The following is an 18,262-nucleotide window of genomic DNA, read 5'->3' on the forward strand; positions in this document are numbered from 1 at the left end:
TGTTGGGTTTTTACAGATAGATGATTTTTATAGTTCCCGGCTTTCTACAGAAAGCCGGGAATTGGGGCATCAATCAACCATTGATTTATTTCCAACCAGGATTTTGTTCCAATTGTGGATTCAATAGTATTTGTCTGGTTGGTAATGGGAATAGGTAATGTTTGTTCGGGTCAAACTTTCTGTCTGAAGCTTTTTCCAGAACAATCACTCCCTCATCATCTACTTCATAACCGATATTGTCCCAACGACCGTCGGTTTCGTATTCGGTTCCTTTGTATTTGATTCCTCTTAAAGGTTGGTTAAGTTCAACTTCTGCTGTTTTCCAGCGTCTTAAGTCATCAAGTCTATAACCTTCCAAACTCAGTTCAATGGTTCTCTCACGACGGATTTCTTCTTTCATGTCCAATCCGTTGCTGGTTACAAAAGCATTGGTAAGATGGGGCATACCAACTCGATTTCTCAGTTTGTTGATGCTGATATCCAAATCTGAATCAGAAATATTGCCATTCTTTTCAAATAAAGCTTCAGCATAAATCAATAATACTTCTGTATACCGAATAATCGGCCAGTCACAACCTAATGGAAAACTTACTTCTGCTTCCAATTTTACATTTCTATATCCGGTTTGTGTCCAGAAACCGAAATCTACATTGTATACAATACCTCTGTTCGGATCATCGGGATTATTCCAATCAGGATTGTACATCGGTTGTGAAAATAGCCAGAAGCGTTCACCTGGTTTTACGAAGAAAATATCCATACGAGGGTCACGGTCTTCATACTCGGATGTTATTTTCTGATAACCTTTGAATACAGAATTTGGATGAGTGATAGGTAATCCATTTTTATCCAAATACATGTCTGCTAATTTTTTTGTCGGACATAAGGTACCGGAATGTTCGTAACGTGGAGACTCTCTGAGATCTTCATCATAACGTTGTGCTAAAATGGTTTCTTTATTGTCGACCTTTGTTAGACCGGCAGGATTTGATTTTATTTTAGAGAGTGTGAAGAAGTATTTGTAAGACCAGTCTCCCAATTCAGCCCTATGATCCCACAGCTCATATTCGTTACTGTTTATCACATTTTTTGCAGCCGAAATGGCATCATCTAGAAAGGCTTCTGCTCCTTGTAATCCATGATATTTTCTCCATGTTCCTTCGAAAAGTGAAAAACGGGCTTTCATTGCTTCGGCAGCTCCTTTGGATATACGCCCCTTGTCATCTGCTGATATTGCTGATTCAAGTGGTAACTCTGGAATTGCTTCATCAAGATTCTTTTTAATGAAAGCAGCAATTGTTTCTCTGCTATCACGTGGTCCATATAGCAAATCTTTGTCTTCCAATGTAAGTGTTTTCTCAATTAAAGGTACTCCGCCAAACCGTTTTAACAAATTAAAGTATTGGTAAGCCCGGAAAAATTTCATTTCAGCTTCATAAACTTTAATTTCATTTTTCAATTCATCTGGTGCGGTTGCACATCTTTCAAGTCCATAGTTGATATAACGTATGGCTGAATAAGCTCCATCCCAGGTTCCGTCGGTAGTTCCCGCTATATATGAGCTGTTACTTACATTATTGAAACCTGTTGGTTTGGTTATGTCAGACATATCATCATCTGCATTGAAAGTGGGCAAACCATAATAAAATTGATTTGCATAACGTTTGAAGTCTTCTGCACTCGCAAAATATACTGGTTCAGAAATAACATCTTGCGAGTATAAGTCTAAATCTTTTTCACATGAAGCTGTAGCGCCTAATAGAAGTAAACAGCATCCTGCCAGTATGTATTTATGTGTTTTCATATCATCTGTCTTTTTTAAAATTGTACATTCACACCTATAGAATAAGTTCTAGAGAAAGGTATCAGATTCTCTGTATAGGGGGCTTCCGGATCAAATCCATCTGGTAGGTTGTCCCATTCAAGTAGATTCATCCCCGTTGCGTAAACTCTCAATTTTTCAACACCAATTTTTTTTGTAAGTGTTGTCGGGAATGTATACCCGATTTGTACTTCCTTCAAACGTAGATATCTGTTATTGAAAAATTTATAGGGTGCATCCGACCATTGATAGTTATATCCGTGAATACCGCCATCTTATGTCAGACGAGGATATTCTGCATTTGTACGATCGGGACTCCATGTGTTGTGATAGAAATATTGAGATGACTGTTTCCAAACTTCACCACCACCGGCATAGGTTCCATTGATGCAGTCCCATTTACCTACACCTTGCAGAAACGCACTGACATCGATACCTTTCCAGTCTAATCCTAAATTTATGCCATACAAGTATCTTTGGTTATTTGTACCTTTGTATACAATATCTCCAGAGTTAGGATCACCTTCCTTATATAATGTCGGTTCCAAAACACCATCTCCGTCTTTGTCTATATATTTTGCATCACCTACTCTTAGGTTAGTAGGAACTCCACCTTTCATTTTGGCTTTATAGTCTGCAAGATCTGCTTCGTCTTTGATGAAGCCATCAAATTCATAAATAAAGAATGAATTGGTTGGATAGCCTTCTACAAAGCCCATTAAACCGTGACCCGGATTTCGGGAATCACTTAAAGAAATAACTTTTGTTTTATTGTCACTTAGATTGAATCCGATTCTATAACCTACCTTACCGATTTTATCTTTCCAGTTTAGTGTAAGTTCCCAACCATTGGTTCTAACGTGAGCTCCATTGATAGAAGGGGCACTCGTACCTAATATTGTAGGAAATTCTTCGGCATAAAACATATTCTTATTATCTTTGATGAAGTAGTCGAAGGTACCATTCAGTCGATTGTTCAGTGTTGCAAAATCAATTCCGGCATTATAAGTTTCGATAGTTTCCCATGTTCTGTCCACTGCTGGCATAGCTCCCAAAGATGCATTTGGCACTTTTAGCGGATTATTAGAGTTACCGAATGGATATGTACCTCCAATATTAATATATTGATAATGATCGTACAATCCGATACCAGCCTGATTACCCAATTGGCCCCAAGAAAGTCTGAGTTTCAAGTGATTTAGATAATTTCTAGCTGGAGTAAAGAAATTCTCGTTGGAAATGATCCATGAGCCTGATACTCCCCAGAAATCTTCCCATTTGTGACCTTTGGCAAATTTGGAGGAACCATCATTACGATAAGTGGCTTCTACAAAAACACGGTTATCCCAATTATAGCTTAAACGCCCAAAGATGGAAGTGATAGCCCAGGCATTATTATATTCTCCATTATATTGCTGTTCTGAATCTCCCAGGCCTAATACCGGTAATTCATCAGTAATTAAATCATAACGGTAAGCATTGAATCCTCTGGCATCGAACTCCTCGTGAGAAGCGCCGAACATTGCATTGAACATGTGTTGGTCTGTGATTTTGAAATCATAATTTGCATGCAAGGAGGTAACAATATGTTCGTTTCTGTTATAGAGGGACTCTGTTTTTGTCTTTCCACTATACCAATAATCTATGACATCGTAGTTCAAAGAACCGTCCCAGTGGTAGGTTTGGTGTCTTTTGCGATAATACTTCTCATCACTGATGTCGTAGTTTAATGACATATCTCCCGTAATGGTTAAGTTTTTAAGAGGTGTGATATCAAAGCCCAGTTGGGTATAATAGGAATAATAGGTTTTCCACCGGTTACCGGTATGTTCTGCAAACGCAATAGGATTACCGAAGCCACCGGAACCATAATATTGCCCTTGTGGGTTGAAAGTAGGCTGGCAGTTCCAGGTCCAGTATGTCAACCAAGCCAATTGATTGATGTCATAAGGTTCTGTCACTTTTTTACGACCTACATATACATTGGAACGCAATTTAATATACTTATTCAGATTATATTCGTATTTAAATCGTCCCCAATACTTCTTGTTATTGTGTTCTCCATAATTAAACATAGATCCCTGATCCAGATAACCGATGGAAGCATAGTAGTTGGATTTTTCCGAACCACCAGATATTGACAAGTTATGAGAATGATCAAAAGCGGTTCCGTACATTTCTTTCCACCAGTCATGCCACCCTAATACTAAGTCGGGAGTATCACCGAATGGTCCTTTGACGACTTCCGGATTCTTGGAATAAATGTCTGCAGTGTTTACATAAGGAAGTAAATGAGTGAAGAAGTGATTGGAAATGCCATCGTTGGCATATAGTTCACCCATCATTTCGATGTGTTGCAATACATTTACCTTTTGAGGAACACTGGCAGGTGTATTAAAGTTAAAGTTGCCCGTATAGCTTATGGTTGGTTTCTCTGTTTTGCCTTTTTTGGTAGTCACCAATAGAACACCGCCGGCAGCACGTGCACCGTAAATGGCAGCTTGTGCATCTTTTAAGATTGTGATATTTTCAATGTCCTGCGGATTAATCTTGTTCAGCGCATTTGCATTGTTGTCACTGTATGGAATACCATCTACAACGACTAAAATACCTGGATCAGAACGGGAAGTTACTCCTCGTAACCGGATATCATAACCTTCTTCACCGACTTTACCCTGGTTTGTTCTTCTGATTTCCATACCAGGAACAACACCTTGTAAAAGTTCTGCAGTGTTGGTTAATGGCTTATTAGTCAGTTTGTCGGCATTCACTAAGTCTACTGCACCGGTTGTTGTAGCCCTGGTTTTTGTTCCATACCCGATTGCTACAACTTCTTGGAGCATTACGGCATCTTCTTTCAATTTTATGTTTAGAACTGTTTTTCCTCCTACTTCTACTTTTTCAGATTTCATTCCGATAAAGGAGAAAATTAGATTTTTTCCACTTGGGACTGCAATTTCATATTTACCGTCCATGTCTGAAATAGTTCCGGTAGTTGTTCCTTCTACCATTACTGAAACACCTGGCATAGGATTACCTTCTAAGTCCTCAACTACACCATGTACTACTTTTTGCTGCTTTATAATGGGGTGCCCATTATAAAGCAGATTGCGAGCAGGAATGTCGCTAGAAATCTGTTTTTACATGCTGATTTCATAATTAATTGATTTAATGTAACAAAAAAAGATATTGTATTTATTAGGGCTATGTGTCTCAAAATAACATCTTTACTAAGATGTTATTTTGAGAACGCATGCCATTTTTTTATTCAAAATCTATTTGTAGTTTGTCATTAGCGCATATTTGCAGTCCATTCAATGAAACTTCTGTATAGCCGTTTGTATTGGTGAGACTGGCAGGAATTACTTTACCGTTCACAGATGCTTTTACTATGTTGGCATTCATCCCTTCAGGTAAAGTTACCTGTAGTTTGTCAAGATATAAACGCCCATACTTCACTTCTATACTATTGGTCTGTTTTCCATTTTTCCGGATTTGTGAGATATTTCCCCAACCTTCGGCAGCATTGAAAAATCCAATTATGTCATTCTTTTCAATCTTAGGATCAAATCCGATAATTCCCTTTGGACCATCATACCAATACCCTTGTACAGCTTGTAACACTCCGTAAGATGCCATGGCACGTGCATAGTGGTCGCCACATTCTATTTCGTTCCATGGGTTATGTTTCTTGCCATCATAGCGTGAATGGATACCTTTTACGATAGCCAAACCTTCATCAATCATGTTACGTTTAATCATTTCAGTAGCAACTTGATATTCAATACCAGTCCACACCTCATCACGATATCTAACACCGTCTTCACCCGGGTGCTTGCTGTATGGCCAGGTACAAATAAATAATCCGGGTTCTCCAGCGTGTGCGTAATATCTTTCAGGAAGATGAGCCTCACTTTGGGCTTTTACGTCATTGGTCCAGTTGAACTTCCAGATGGACTGTAATGCCTTGTTGATAGCTTCTGTCGGATAAATATCACCTAAGCGATAGAGAGAAGCCCATGTTTGTCCAAAAAGTTGGTCACTTAAGCAACCCTTTCCGTATTGGTATTTAGGGTATTCTTTCTCATCTACGTCTTGGAAGAAATATTCACCGTTCCATAAACGATCCATTGTGTTTTCGCTACCTGCTGTATATATTTTCTTGTAATAATTAGCTGTGGTAGTGTCTTTCATAATATAAGCCATCTTTTCACCGGCCCTCAATGCTGCCAGGTAAAGTCCACCTACGTATGTGTTGGCACCGTTGAACGAAATGTCATAAGTATTTGGCTGTGTCTTGACAATCAGACCGTCTTCATTTCCGTCTTCCCGGATTATATACTGGATGGAACGTTTTATCTTATCCCAGTTTCTTGCCAGGAAGAAATTGTCTTTGGACATCAAATGTTCACGATACATGCGTAAGATAACACTTGCATGCCCGTCAATTAGAATACCGTGTTCTCCGTTTCGTGATAAAATACCTCCATCCTCTTGGAGAGATACACTATAATCAGTTCTTTCGCGCAAATTGCGTTCCAACTCTGGGAATAAAGCTGCCATTGCTTGTGCATAACCCCAGACATGTGTACAAGTTCCCTCACAAGAACCGACGCCTTCCCAAGCCCAAAACTTATCCGTAGCCCACCATTGGCAAGTTTCCGTTGCCAATGTGGAAATAGGCATCATGATACGTTGCACAAGCCAGTATGGTAAAGTGGTCTGATTGTAATATGTATCATGGAAATCATGTGTCTTTTTGGACAACTCTGCATAATTTTCACGTAGTTGGTTCGCTACATCTAAAGAGGAGTTATACCAGTTGGCGTACATATTACCGATAGCTGGGCTATTGGGAGGTAATGGCTTGTTCCACTCAGATCCTTTGTAACTCAGAGGACGGTTGGGGAAATACCAAGAAAGTACGAAGATAACTTCTTTGGATTCTCCCGGTTGTAGAGTCATGGATGAAGTCAATGCTCCATTCAATTTTTTACCGAGTTCTGCTTCTGCATATTCCAGATTATTTTCCGAGTCATCTGCTGTTCCGGTTGCATTGCCATCAAACACAGATAGAGCTAAGTTACCGAAGTAGGCGTGTGATTTGTCTATCGTGATGGTAGGGGCATCTACAGGAGAATTGGAGAATTCTATATTATCTACGCTAATATGTCCCCAGTCCCCATCAACAGCATCAACAATTTCCAAGTATGCTTTCTTTCCTTTGTATTCGGATACGTCCCAGTTGCGTGGGAGGAAATCTTCGTTATTATTACCGGTTGCAGACATTACTACTTTTCCATCAACGACCAGGTTTATACAAGTCTTTCCCGGATGGGCACCGCCTGCAATATTGAACGAAATATACTTATTCTTGATTGTAAATGTTCTGGAAGTCAGTTTACCGGTAGGTTTGTCGTAATCTGTATAAGAGTTTGCCAGGAAACTTCCATAGTTGCCGCCAAAATTATTTTGGTTACATTGTTCGCCAGAGGCAGGCTTTCTGCCGAAAGCAGTACCTTCTACCTTCCAGCGATTGTAATTTCCGGACTCAAAGTTATCGAATACTTCATATTTTCGGTTTTTACCGGCAATCTTGGCCGGAAGATTATCCACTCTCATGTCCATGTAGACAGATTTCCAGCCATTATTGTCAATAACCTTATTCTGCAACATTCCATCCGCACGCCCTTTCAAATCAATACATACCAGATTCTGCATCCATCCTTCCAGATCGGCGGTAACCTTTTTATCCGACGTATTCTTGACGGTATATTTCATTATTGTGGCTGGAGTGGCAGAACTTTTGGCATCCAGTGGAATGAATGGCGAATAGAATTCTGCAGAAACTCTGACAGGCAGTTCCTGCTTCTTTTGGGCATATTCAACAAAAGCGATAGGATATTCACCTATAAAGGAGATATCATCAAAATCCTTTTTATTCAGTTCTTTTGTTATGGCTTTATTACCATCGTTTACTGTAATTTTGAATCCTTGGTCAATATAGCTCATAGGCTCGAAGGTCTGGTAGCAAACCTTCCAAGGACCCAGTGGAGTGTCGAAGTTTAACAACCAGTCAATGCCGTAGCCAGTATTATAGGCATTGTTTGCAATCCACCAATTGGCCAGTGTACCATCTCCACGGACATACAATTGCCCGGCACAAATACCACCAACCGGCATACCGATAGTGGTGAGTTCATCACCTTTGTATACCTTTCTTTCACCTTTACTTTCTTTATCCCCTATGAATGATTTTATATCACCTTTGTCCAGCGAAACCTTGTGGTCAGGTGAAAATTGGGCAAAAGAGGGTAGAGAAAGCGACATTAGACACGATAGTGTCAAGAGTTTAATTCGTTTCATAAAATCTTTTTTAGTTGTTTAGAAATAACCTGAAAAACAATCTTCATTACCTTAATTACCTAATGTTAAGTATTTCTAATCAGTTTTGATATTCAAAGCTTGTCTGATTACCAGAAACGACACAAGACCTAACATCTACCTTACCAAAAACAACACTGATGACAGGCTTCCCTTTTTGTAGTTCAATTGTACCAAATCCTGTATTTGTGGATAGGAATGTTTTAAAACTGTCACCGATCTTAGAATCTATATATAATGTTTTGTCAACTGCGTCATAACGGACGCCGGTCAATGCCTGAAGTAAGCTGTAGCTTGACAATGCGCGTGCGTACCAGCCTCCACATTCGTATTCGTTGTACGGATTCCGCGCTTTGCCATTGTAGCGTTTGCGTACTGTGCGGACGATGTCAAGACCTTTCTCGACTTCACCCTCAAATATCAGGTGAGAGGCCACTTGGTATTCAATTCCGGTCCACACTTCATCACTGTAAACGAACGGAAGGCTCAGTTTACCCCCTTTTGGCCAAGTACACAATAATACACCGCCATCCTTGCCCAATCCGTAAGTGGGACGCTGGGGATTGGCATGATCGCTTAAATCCCGGCGTAGGTTGTATTTATAGATGGAGTTCAAATGGCTTTTTACCTTAGCCTTATCAATGGGTTCGTCCATACCGGCAACCAATGCCATCCAACAGCCTATAATACCGTCGGACAGACATCCTTTTCCGTATTGGTATTTAGGACCTTCTTTCAGGAGAATGGCACGCGCCTCTTCTGAATAGTCGCTGTTCCAGTTCTTTTCGGCTATGGCAATCGGGTCGGGAGATTTCAGACCTTGCCATTGGATATTTTGGATAAAGTATTCACCGTCATATAGTTTATTTTCCATATAGTCTTTGCTTTTTGCCAGCAGAGCTTCATATTGGGAAACGTCTTCATTCAAAGCTTTTCCTATTTTAATAAAGCTATGTAAAGCTCCGGTATAAAAGCTGGTGCACATGCCGTCTGCTCCCCAAAACTCTATGTCATAAGTATTGTGGTGAGGTTCTTCCAAAGCACCTACCCGACGGGGGTCCCACGTATTTATACAATAATCGAGACTTTGTTTTACATGTGGATACATCATTCTCAACCAGTCGGTATTCCCGCTGATTCTCCAATCACGATAGATTTTGATAATACCACCCAATTGTCCGTCTGCTGCTGCATGAAAGTCATGTTTTACAGCACGGATAGGAATATTTGTCCTGAACATTTGGTGGCCTTCCTTATTTTGGCTTATGAAAAATTCACTTTCACGCAATGTCCTTTCCATTGCAGGGAAAAGATGAGGAATGGCTTGTGCATAGTTCCATACATGTGTACAAGAACCATGGCAGGAGCCCCAGGTATCTCCACATCCTTCATAATTCCATAGGCGGCCATCGTGTTGGCGCATGACAGTCGGTGATTTCAGGATGGAGAGATTGGAGCTTACGGCATCAATAATTTCTGCTGGTAAAGTTGTATCATAGAATGTGTTGGTGAATAATTCTGTTTTATTCTTAAGATTGTCATATTGTGATGACCAGTATGTTGCTATCTCATCAATACTACTAAAACGTGTACTATACCAAGGACGATAATTCTGAGGAGTTTCTGTTTTTGTCACAGTAGGGCATTCTGATGATTTATCATTTTCGGTAACGGCATCAGCGCCAATGCGAATGTCAGAATCGGGAACATACCAGGCCATATGTAAGCGGATGGAATATGTATCACCTGCCTTTACTTTAAAGGGTACATATAAAGATGCTCCGGGAGCCTCTCCTTGCATAGGCGCATTTTCTACTATGTTTCCATCTGCTATAGCATTCCAGGCCATGGTCAGGGGGTCCCACCATCCACCACGAAACCAACAATGATTTACTTTTGTATTGTCTATATCTGTATAGATTGCAAAATCTCCTTTCAAGTGTTTATCTTTATCAGAAGCTGCTTGGGATAGAATAAAGCCGTTCTTAATTGACCGAATGGACTGTGGAGCACCGTTCATGGCCATAAAGTTACGTGTATTATAAGAGAAAATAGCTTCTATATCCCGATCTGATGTATTGGTAAAGGTATACTCAAGGGCTCCGACGGGTAAGCTGGAATTATCCTGGTCAGTCGGAATAAATGGACTCCATCCTTTTAGTTCTACATCTAGAGGGACATCCTTGTCCGATAAACGAACGGTTGCAAAAGGAAAGCGTGAACTGAAACTTACGTTTTCAAATCGGGGTAGTCCCCAGGAAGTGAGAGGGCCTCCCAAAGCTGATTCTGGACCACCAAACTTCTTGCGATCAGGGACAGGGCCTTCCAGAACTTTTGAGCCGTTTTCATAACCTTTCACATGTACGGCGGCAAACATACAAGGTTCATTGAAAATGTTGGGTTGATGCCTGACTGACATATTTGAAATGGCTCCGGTTCCTTCCAGACAAAACATACCAGCACCCATTCCACCAATAGGAAATGCTATGCGATTCAAATAGTCTCCTTTGTACTCTTTTATATACTCACTTTGTTGTTGTATTGCATTTGCCTTTTGATTCTGGCAAGAGCTAAGTGAGAATAAAGTAATAGCCCCTAAAGCTAAGATCTTTTTCATATTAGATATTTTTTAATTAAACTTTTATTTTACCATCTTGGAATTTCCAAACCGTCCTTGCTCGGCAAGGCCGGGAATTTGGTATGCGGCTCAGCCTGGTACCAGAAAGTGGTCGACGAGATATCCGACTTCTGGTTGTTGTAGCGTCCGTCATGGCGCCATCCCAGGTCCTGTATCGTGACCTTCAGGTCCTTGTCGAAGTGTACCGGGTCAAGGATATGCCAGCGGTACAGCCCGAAAGCGGTCACCGCACGGTACAGCCCGTCGGGACGGATTACCTGGTGCATGCCGGCATAAGGGGTGGTGAACTCCTGGTACTGGCGCGTCTTCTGGTTCTCGAAATTGTACGAACCGCAGAAGTAGTCCTCAGTCCCGGTCCCGCAGATAGTCGGATATTCCCTGTCACCGTCCATGTAGAACTTGATTTCCCCCTCACCCCACCAGCAGTTGTCGTTTACACGCCACGCCAGGTAGGTACCCACGTACTGTCCCTTGCCCTTCACACCGTCAATCAGCGTGTGCAGCGACCCCTGGGTCGGGTTAGAGCGGCGGAACTGCGCGTGGAAGTAGGCCTCGTCCTCAGGAACTTCTGTCAGGGTGTAGTTGATTTGGTAGTACAGGCGCATCTCCTCGGCGGTGTTGATGTTCTCCAGCGTGATACGGGCTTTCTTGCGGAAAGGCATCTTCCAGTAGCAGTTGAAGGCGCTGCCCGGATTCACGCAGACGGCCAGTGAGGAGAGCTGTGCATATTCATTGTATGCGCTGCAGAAGAAGTCACCCACCGGACATTCGACGGAAGGCTCCTTCTCGTCGTCCCAGTACATTCTCAGGATGGAGAAGCGCCAGTTCCCGGTCGGTGTCATCCAGATCTGCTGGATGGCTCCCGGACCCTCGATTTCCGCAATCGTGATTGTCTCTCCCGGTTTCACGATGATGAAGGGGTTTACCTTCCAACCCTTGCCCAGGTCCTTGGCCGCATGGTGGGCGTTGGCCACATTCCGCTGGTCCTTGTCCCTGACCGGGTCGGCCATGCCGCCCTTGCCCTTCTCGCCCGTGAAGTTCTCGGGGCTAATGGAACGTGTCTTCGCATCGGACAGTCTTGACAGGTTACCCATGTTCATGTCCAGACCGTTGAACGGGTAGTTGCTTTGGGCGTAAACACTCACGGTGACCATGCATAAGGCCGCTAAAATTAATGATTTGATTCTCATGTTTTAAATAGATTAATGGTTTGTATACTTAGTTAATGGTTTCAGCAAGTTTTGCCAGTTCAAGATATTTCTTGTATAGTTTTTCGTAGATGAGGGCTCTTTTTTCATCCGGCCGGTATTCAGCTTCGATGTCCGACCCCATGTGCCTTGTCGCTTCATTGATATCCTTGTACACCCCTGCGGCAACTGCCGCGAACATTGCCGCTCCCAAGGCACAGGTCTGTTCCGAGCGGACCACACGGATAGGCATGTCCAGCACGTCCGCCAGCGTCTGCATCACGAAGGGCGCCTTCTTGCTGATACCTCCGATGGCATTGACCGAATCAATGCGCAGCCCCTGGCCCTTCATATGCTCCACAATACGGCGGGAACCGAAGGCGGTGGCTTCCACCAGCGCACGGAATATTTCCGGGGCGCTGGTACCCAGTGTGAGTCCCGCAACGGCACCCTTCACGTTCTGGTCCGCATCGGGGGTACGGCGGCCGTTCATCCAGTCCAGGGCGACAACACCGTCCTCGGAGGGTTCCATGTCTTGGGCCTCACGGGTGAGTTCCACCAGCATGCCGTCCAGAACTTTCTGCCTGGCCTCTCCTCCGGGGATATCTTTCAGTGTCCATGCCAGCATCTTCCTGAACCAGGCGTAGATGTCTCCGAAAGCCGACTGTCCGGCTTCGAAACCGATGAATCCCGGAAGCACCGAACCGTCCACCTGGCCGCAAATTCCCTTGATACAGCGTCCACCTACCTCGTCTTTGCCGGCAACCATGATGTCGCAGGTGGATGTTCCCATGATACGTGTCAGTATCCCCGGGGCGACGGATGCGCCTACGGCTCCCATATGGGCGTCCAGCGCCCCCACAGCCACGGCGATTCCTTGGGGAAGTCCAAGCCTGTCTGCCCACTCGGGTGTCAGTTCCCCTGCCTTGGTGTCGCTGGTGTGGGTTTCTGTGAACAGATGGGGGAGCATTTCCTTCAAGGCCGGATTAAGTTCTTCGAGAACTTCGCCGGAAGGAAGACCCCAACTGGCATGCCACATTGCTTTATGTCCAGCAGCACAACGGCTACGAAAGATCTGTTCCGGAATAGTATTACCAGTTACTAATCCGGTCATCCAATCACAATGTTCTACCCAAGCATAAGCAACATCCTTTATAGCGACGTTTGTGTTAATAATATGTAAAACCTTTGACCATACCCATTCTGATGAATAAGTACCACCTTCATAAAGCAAATAATCAAGGTTGCGTTGATTGATCAGTGCGTTGATTTGCTCAGCTTCTCGAACAGCTGTATGATCTTTCCAAAGAATAAACATAGCATCCGGTTCTTCTGCAAATTCAGGGCGCAAAGCTAATGGCATTCCTGCCTTATCGGTTAAAGCAGGAGTACTACCAGTTGTGTCAAAACATAATCCGCAAATAGAAGTAATTTCTTCTTCCTTCAAATCAGATAAAGCTATATGTACAGCCTCTGTCATGGATTCAATATAATCCAATGGATGTTGGCGATAACGATTGTTGTGTGCATCGCAGTAAAGTCCCGCTTTCCAACGGGGGTAAAAACTTACCCCCGTAGCCATTTCACGGCCAGTATATGTATCCACTACCAGTGCACGACAAGAATCCGTACCAAAATCAAGACCGATAACGTATTTCTTGTTTGATTCCATAGTCTAAAGCATTATTTGGCTGTCAATTCTTGTTTTCTTGCAATGAAGAACCCATAATAGGCAATCACTGCAAAAGCAACGGCCGGTACAACATATGCAGCCATAATACTACCCGTCTGGTCGGAGACAATACCCTGAATTTGGGTCAGAACGGCAGCACCGGCAATAGCCATTACCATGAATGAACCTCCAATCTTAGTATCATCCCCCAAACCTGTAAGACCAAAACCATAAATGGTCGGGAACATCAATGACATACAACCAGAAATGCCCATCAGGCAATAGACGCCGAAACTGCCCTTGCCGAACATGGCACCCAAACAACACATTACAGCAAGAAGCGCAAGTCCTATCAAGAGTTTATAAGCTTTCACATATTTCATCATGGCAGTACATACGAATCTCATTACTACAAAGAGAATAAGTGACATGATATAGTAAGTAGCTGCAGCCTGTTCTGCTGTACGTGGCAGCAAATCATTCAATCCAAGCCATTCACAACAATTATAGAATGCGGCAGCTACCGGTTCCACTCCCCGTAATGCATTTACAACAGCATCTGCAGAAGCAGAATCTCCTAAAGAAGCCAATACACCGTCAAAATTCAGCTGTACCATAGCATAACGGATCACGAATGACCATACGGCTATCTGTGCACCAATATTGAAAAATTGTGCTATTACACCCCATACATAATTCTTATTCTTTATAAGACGACGAAGAGTGGCACCAAACTCTATTTTTTCACCTTTTTCACTAAGATTAGGCATTTTGGTAAGCCGAATAGCAAGTAAGAGCACCAACATCACCAGACCAAGTACCACATAAGCAGTAGTAACAGCATTCAATTCCTGCCCCTGGATGGCGGCCAGCTCCTCAGCCGGAAGTTGGGCACGCTCTGTCGCTGTCATTCCATTCAGTTGTGAGAGGATGAAAATCTGACTGATCACCACTCCCGTAATCGCTCCGAACGGATTGAAGGCCTGAGACAGATTCAAACGGCGTGTCGCGGTACTTTCAGGACCGATTGCCAATACATAAGAATTAGTAGACGTCTCCAGAACTGAAAGTCCGGCAAAGAGAACAAAGATTGCCAGCAGATACATAAAGAAGCTGAAATCAACATTCACTCCCGAGCTAAGCATGGCAGGATAGAACAGTAAAGCCCCAAATGCATATAGACCAAGTCCCAGCATCACGCCTGATTTATAAGTGTATTTCTTGATAAACAAGGCACCGGGAACAGCACAACATCCATATCCCAACAAATAGCACACTACCTGTATCCAAGCTGTTTTTGAATCACTCATACTCATGATGCGCTTGAAAGCTGCAAGCATAGTATCTGTCAGATTATTCGGCACAGCCCAGGCAAAGAAAAGAGTAGTAAGCAGAATGAATGGGAAGAGGATTCCTTTCGGTATTATTTTATTTGATTCCATACGAATTCTCCATTATATAGTTACCCTATTGAAACTTTGTTTTTATTACATTCAAATCTGCTCCAAATAAATCTTGCACGATAGGAACCAATTGTTCATCCTTACCTTGTATATGAATCACCTTTTGCGTATGGACCAATGAGGCACCGGGAGCCAGCTCCGCACCAGGAGAAGACGTTTCAATTTCATAGAAAGGTCCCATTATAGAACCGTCTTCTACCGGACCGTCATTATAAGAGTTGATTACATCGCCGGCAAACGGATCTTCCTGAGGTCCCCATTGGCCATTTACGTAGACTGAAGGAGTTTCGGGAAGACTACACCACAGGATTGTGAGTACGCCTTTCGATGAATCATAACTTCCGCAAATATCCGTTGCCCGTGAAGCCGGCAATCCCAGCTTGGAACGATAGAGCCCGTCAATCTTGAAATAGATAATACCATTTTCCTTTATCAACCTATCCGCCGGTATCTTACCGAAATATTCATCATTTACAATTGTTCCTTCCGCATCTTGCTTATAAGGAATGAATACAGTAGTGGTCGGTGTAGGATTAAAACAGCCGAGCATCCACACAGATACAAGACCACCCTCTTTTGTCCATGCCTTGTCACCTGTATTGGTAATCTTATTCTCACTCTTGTAAGCTACAATTTTCATATCATTTGTAAGCTGGATATTAAAATCGGCAGCCACTTCACCAGCATCCATCAACGATACAGTACGGTCAATATTCATATCAAAAGTAGTACCGGAAGCATTTGTCAAACGAGTATCTTTCACAAAACGGATACTACTGTTGTCTTGCGACTTTATGTCAAAAGCTTCAGTATCAAGTACCGGAGGAACTATCCAATTATCATAAATCTGCTCTTGTCCTTCCTTAAAATAAAGTGAGAACGGACCACCTTCCGGACCAAGCCAGAAGCGTTCCTCACCTCCTACCGGATTAAATTGAGAACTGACTTTGCCTTCATTTATGAAACGATAATTAATCCAGCCGTAACTATCACCTTCATCGCCGGAAGCAGAAGTAGTCATTACACGGCCTTGCCATGCAGGAATAACCATCACTTTAGAATTCCCATCAGCAGATACCAATTCAGTATATTCAATGCCGTGGTCCTTTAAGAACTGGGCATCATAAGCATAACTTCCCATCTTGATTTCTTTTTGTCCGCCGCATGATACAAGTATTGCAGTTGCACCTACCAGCAGAGTGTTTTTCAGTTTGGTTGATTTCAACATAACGCCTGTTTCCTTTATTTATAGAGAGGTCCATAATTCTTGCAAGCTCTATAGTCACTGCCTTCCATATCCTCGCCAAAAGCAGTCCATGCACTGGGACGGAAAATATTTTCCTCAGAAACATTGTGCATGCATACCGGGATACGAAGCATGGAAGCCAGAGTAATCAAGTCAGCACCGATATGACCATAACTGATAGCGCCATGATTAGCCCCCCAGTTATTCATAACAGTATATACATCACGGAAATACCCCTTACCTGTCAGACGTGGAGCGAAGAAAGTGGAAGGCCATGTACGGTCAGTACGTTCATTGATAGCCTTGAAAACATCCTTATCCAAATTTACTGTCCAGCCTTCGGCAATCTGCAATACCGGACCTTGACCTTTTACGAGATTCAAACGGCACATTGTTACCGGCATTTCACCACGAGTCAGGAACTGGGAAGAATAACCACCGCCACGCATATATTCGCGACTGGCCGGATGCCACTTGGTTACAGAAAGACAAGCTTCTACTTCCTCTTCCGTAATTTCCCAGAAAGGCTTCATTACCGGTTTATTGTCACGTGTCTGACAGCCTGTTCCATCAAGCGTACAAGAGCCGGAGTTGATCAGGTGAATGAAACCGTTTGCCGCCTTACCTTCCAATTTCTTACCCGTTACCCGTTCTATGGCATTCGGACTCCAATAAGTACGCACATCCGCAAATATCTGTGCAGTATTGGTCAATAGATGATTGAAGAGCATTGAAGTACAATTCAACGTATCATTTTCCGTAGCGAAAGTAAATGCTTCACGGATACCGTTCCAATCGAAAGAAGTATTCAGTATAGCTTCTGAAAAATCACCGTCAGGCTTATAATCCGTCCACTGGCGCTGTCCCTGGAAACCCGCAGCAATCGCATTGTGTCCCATTGACTCTTCCTTGAACCCCATTTCAGCCAATTTGGGATTGCCAATCATCATATCACGGAAAATAAGAGTCATTTTTACCACGTATTCCCAACGGGCATCTTTCTCTTCACGGGAATATACCAGATGTTCCGGATTAAAGTCTGTCCCTTCATTACTCTTGCAATACTTTTCTGTCCATGCCATGGCACGTGCGAACTCTTCATGGTCATAAATGCCCAACTGGACACGACGTTCTATCTCACTGGCATCCACATACTCATTACGCATGCCCAAATACTCTTGGAAGAAATCAGGATTGGGAATAGAGCCTGCAATGCCCATGGATACACTGCCGATTGAAAGATAGGATTTCCCCTTCATTGTAGCCACAGCTATACCTGCACGGGCAAAGCGCAACAATTTTTCCTGTACCTCTTCCGGTATCTCCATATTGGTCACCTCCTGTACATCACGTCCGTAAATGCCAAAAGTAGGCAATCCCTTCTGTGTATGGCTTGCCAATGCTGAAGCCAGGTAAACCGCACCCGGACGTTCTGTACCATTAAAGCCCCAGATGGCTTTTGGCATTTCTCCGTCCATATCAATAGTTTCGAATCCATAACACCAGCAAGGAGTTACAGAAAGTACAACACCGACTCCACTATTACGGAATTTTTCAGCCGCCATGGCAGCTTCAGCCACTCCACCAATAGTTGTATCTGCAATGACGCACTCTACGGAAGTGCCGTCACTATGACGTAAGACAGAAGAATAAAGCTCGGCCACTTTATGGGCCATGGCCATAGTCATATCCTCCAATGACTCACGGATACCTCCACGACGACCGTCAATAATAGGTCTGATACCAATTTTCGGCTTTCCACCGATTAATCTTGAATTTCTCATGGTTCAACTGATTTTATTGAGATTAATATAAAAATTAACTAAATCGATTAAGCTATCATGTAAAAA

Annotated in this window: 9 protein-coding genes; all 9 read right to left on the bottom strand. The window is 43.0% G+C overall.

Features of this window, described 5'->3' with window-relative positions:
* Positions 1 to 85: 85 nt before the first annotated feature.
* Positions 86 to 1,804 carry a RagB/SusD family nutrient uptake outer membrane protein gene (locus EYA81_RS09035; protein WP_129643534.1) on the bottom strand — a complete coding sequence of 573 codons (1,719 nt, stop codon included), beginning with the start codon at positions 1,802 to 1,804 and terminating at the stop codon, positions 86 to 88.
* Positions 1,805 to 2,097: 293 nt separating this feature from the next.
* A complete protein-coding gene (locus EYA81_RS09040) occupies positions 2,098 to 4,956 on the bottom strand; it encodes a SusC/RagA family TonB-linked outer membrane protein (RefSeq protein ID WP_370293450.1) in 2,859 nt (952 codons plus the stop codon).
* A gap of 130 nt (positions 4,957 to 5,086) precedes the next feature.
* On the bottom strand, positions 5,087 to 8,188 hold the full coding sequence (locus EYA81_RS09045) for a GH116 family glycosyl hydrolase (RefSeq protein ID WP_129643575.1): 3,102 nt from the start codon (positions 8,186 to 8,188) through the stop codon (positions 5,087 to 5,089).
* A gap of 79 nt (positions 8,189 to 8,267) precedes the next feature.
* Entirely contained in the window at positions 8,268 to 10,823 is a 2,556-nt protein-coding gene (locus EYA81_RS09050) for a GH116 family glycosyl hydrolase (protein WP_129643578.1), read from the bottom strand.
* Positions 10,824 to 10,852: 29 nt separating this feature from the next.
* Positions 10,853 to 11,998: a glycoside hydrolase family 172 protein gene (locus EYA81_RS09055; protein ID WP_370293451.1), complete on the bottom strand. Its 1,146-nt coding sequence runs from the start codon at positions 11,996 to 11,998 to the stop codon at positions 10,853 to 10,855.
* Positions 11,999 to 12,062: 64 nt separating this feature from the next.
* Positions 12,063 to 13,703: a ribulokinase gene (locus EYA81_RS09060; RefSeq protein ID WP_117967164.1), complete on the bottom strand. Its 1,641-nt coding sequence runs from the start codon at positions 13,701 to 13,703 to the stop codon at positions 12,063 to 12,065.
* An 11-nt stretch (positions 13,704 to 13,714) separates the two neighbouring features.
* Entirely contained in the window at positions 13,715 to 15,145 is a 1,431-nt protein-coding gene (gene fucP, locus EYA81_RS09065) for an L-fucose:H+ symporter permease (protein ID WP_129644212.1), read from the bottom strand.
* 25 nt (positions 15,146 to 15,170) lie between these two features.
* Positions 15,171 to 16,394, bottom strand: a complete 1,224-nt coding sequence (locus EYA81_RS09070) for a DUF6786 family protein (RefSeq protein WP_129644209.1) — start codon at positions 16,392 to 16,394, stop codon at positions 15,171 to 15,173.
* A gap of 14 nt (positions 16,395 to 16,408) precedes the next feature.
* A complete protein-coding gene (locus EYA81_RS09075) occupies positions 16,409 to 18,196 on the bottom strand; it encodes an L-fucose isomerase (RefSeq protein WP_129644206.1) in 1,788 nt (595 codons plus the stop codon).
* Positions 18,197 to 18,262 lie beyond the last annotated feature (66 nt).

Origin of the sequence: Bacteroides sp. A1C1 (genome assembly GCF_004328515.1) — a bacterium.
In the GTDB taxonomy this organism is placed as follows: domain Bacteria; phylum Bacteroidota; class Bacteroidia; order Bacteroidales; family Bacteroidaceae; genus Bacteroides; species Bacteroides uniformis.

Excerpts from the sequence above, each read along its gene's own strand:
- EYA81_RS09035 (WP_129643534.1), bottom strand. The coding sequence starts at position 1,804 with ATGAAAACACATAAATACATACTGGCAGGATGCTGTTTACTTCTATTA.
- EYA81_RS09045 (WP_129643575.1), bottom strand. The coding sequence starts at position 8,188 with ATGAAACGAATTAAACTCTTGACACTATCGTGTCTAATGTCGCTTTCT.
- EYA81_RS09050 (WP_129643578.1), bottom strand. The coding sequence starts at position 10,823 with ATGAAAAAGATCTTAGCTTTAGGGGCTATTACTTTATTCTCACTTAGC.
- EYA81_RS09055 (WP_370293451.1), bottom strand. The coding sequence starts at position 11,998 with ATGGTCACCGTGAGTGTTTACGCCCAAAGCAACTACCCGTTCAACGGT.
- EYA81_RS09060 (WP_117967164.1), bottom strand. The coding sequence starts at position 13,703 with ATGGAATCAAACAAGAAATACGTTATCGGTCTTGATTTTGGTACGGAT.
- fucP (WP_129644212.1), bottom strand. The coding sequence starts at position 15,145 with ATGGAATCAAATAAAATAATACCGAAAGGAATCCTCTTCCCATTCATT.
- EYA81_RS09070 (WP_129644209.1), bottom strand. The coding sequence starts at position 16,394 with ATGTTGAAATCAACCAAACTGAAAAACACTCTGCTGGTAGGTGCAACT.
- EYA81_RS09075 (WP_129644206.1), bottom strand. The coding sequence starts at position 18,196 with ATGAGAAATTCAAGATTAATCGGTGGAAAGCCGAAAATTGGTATCAGA.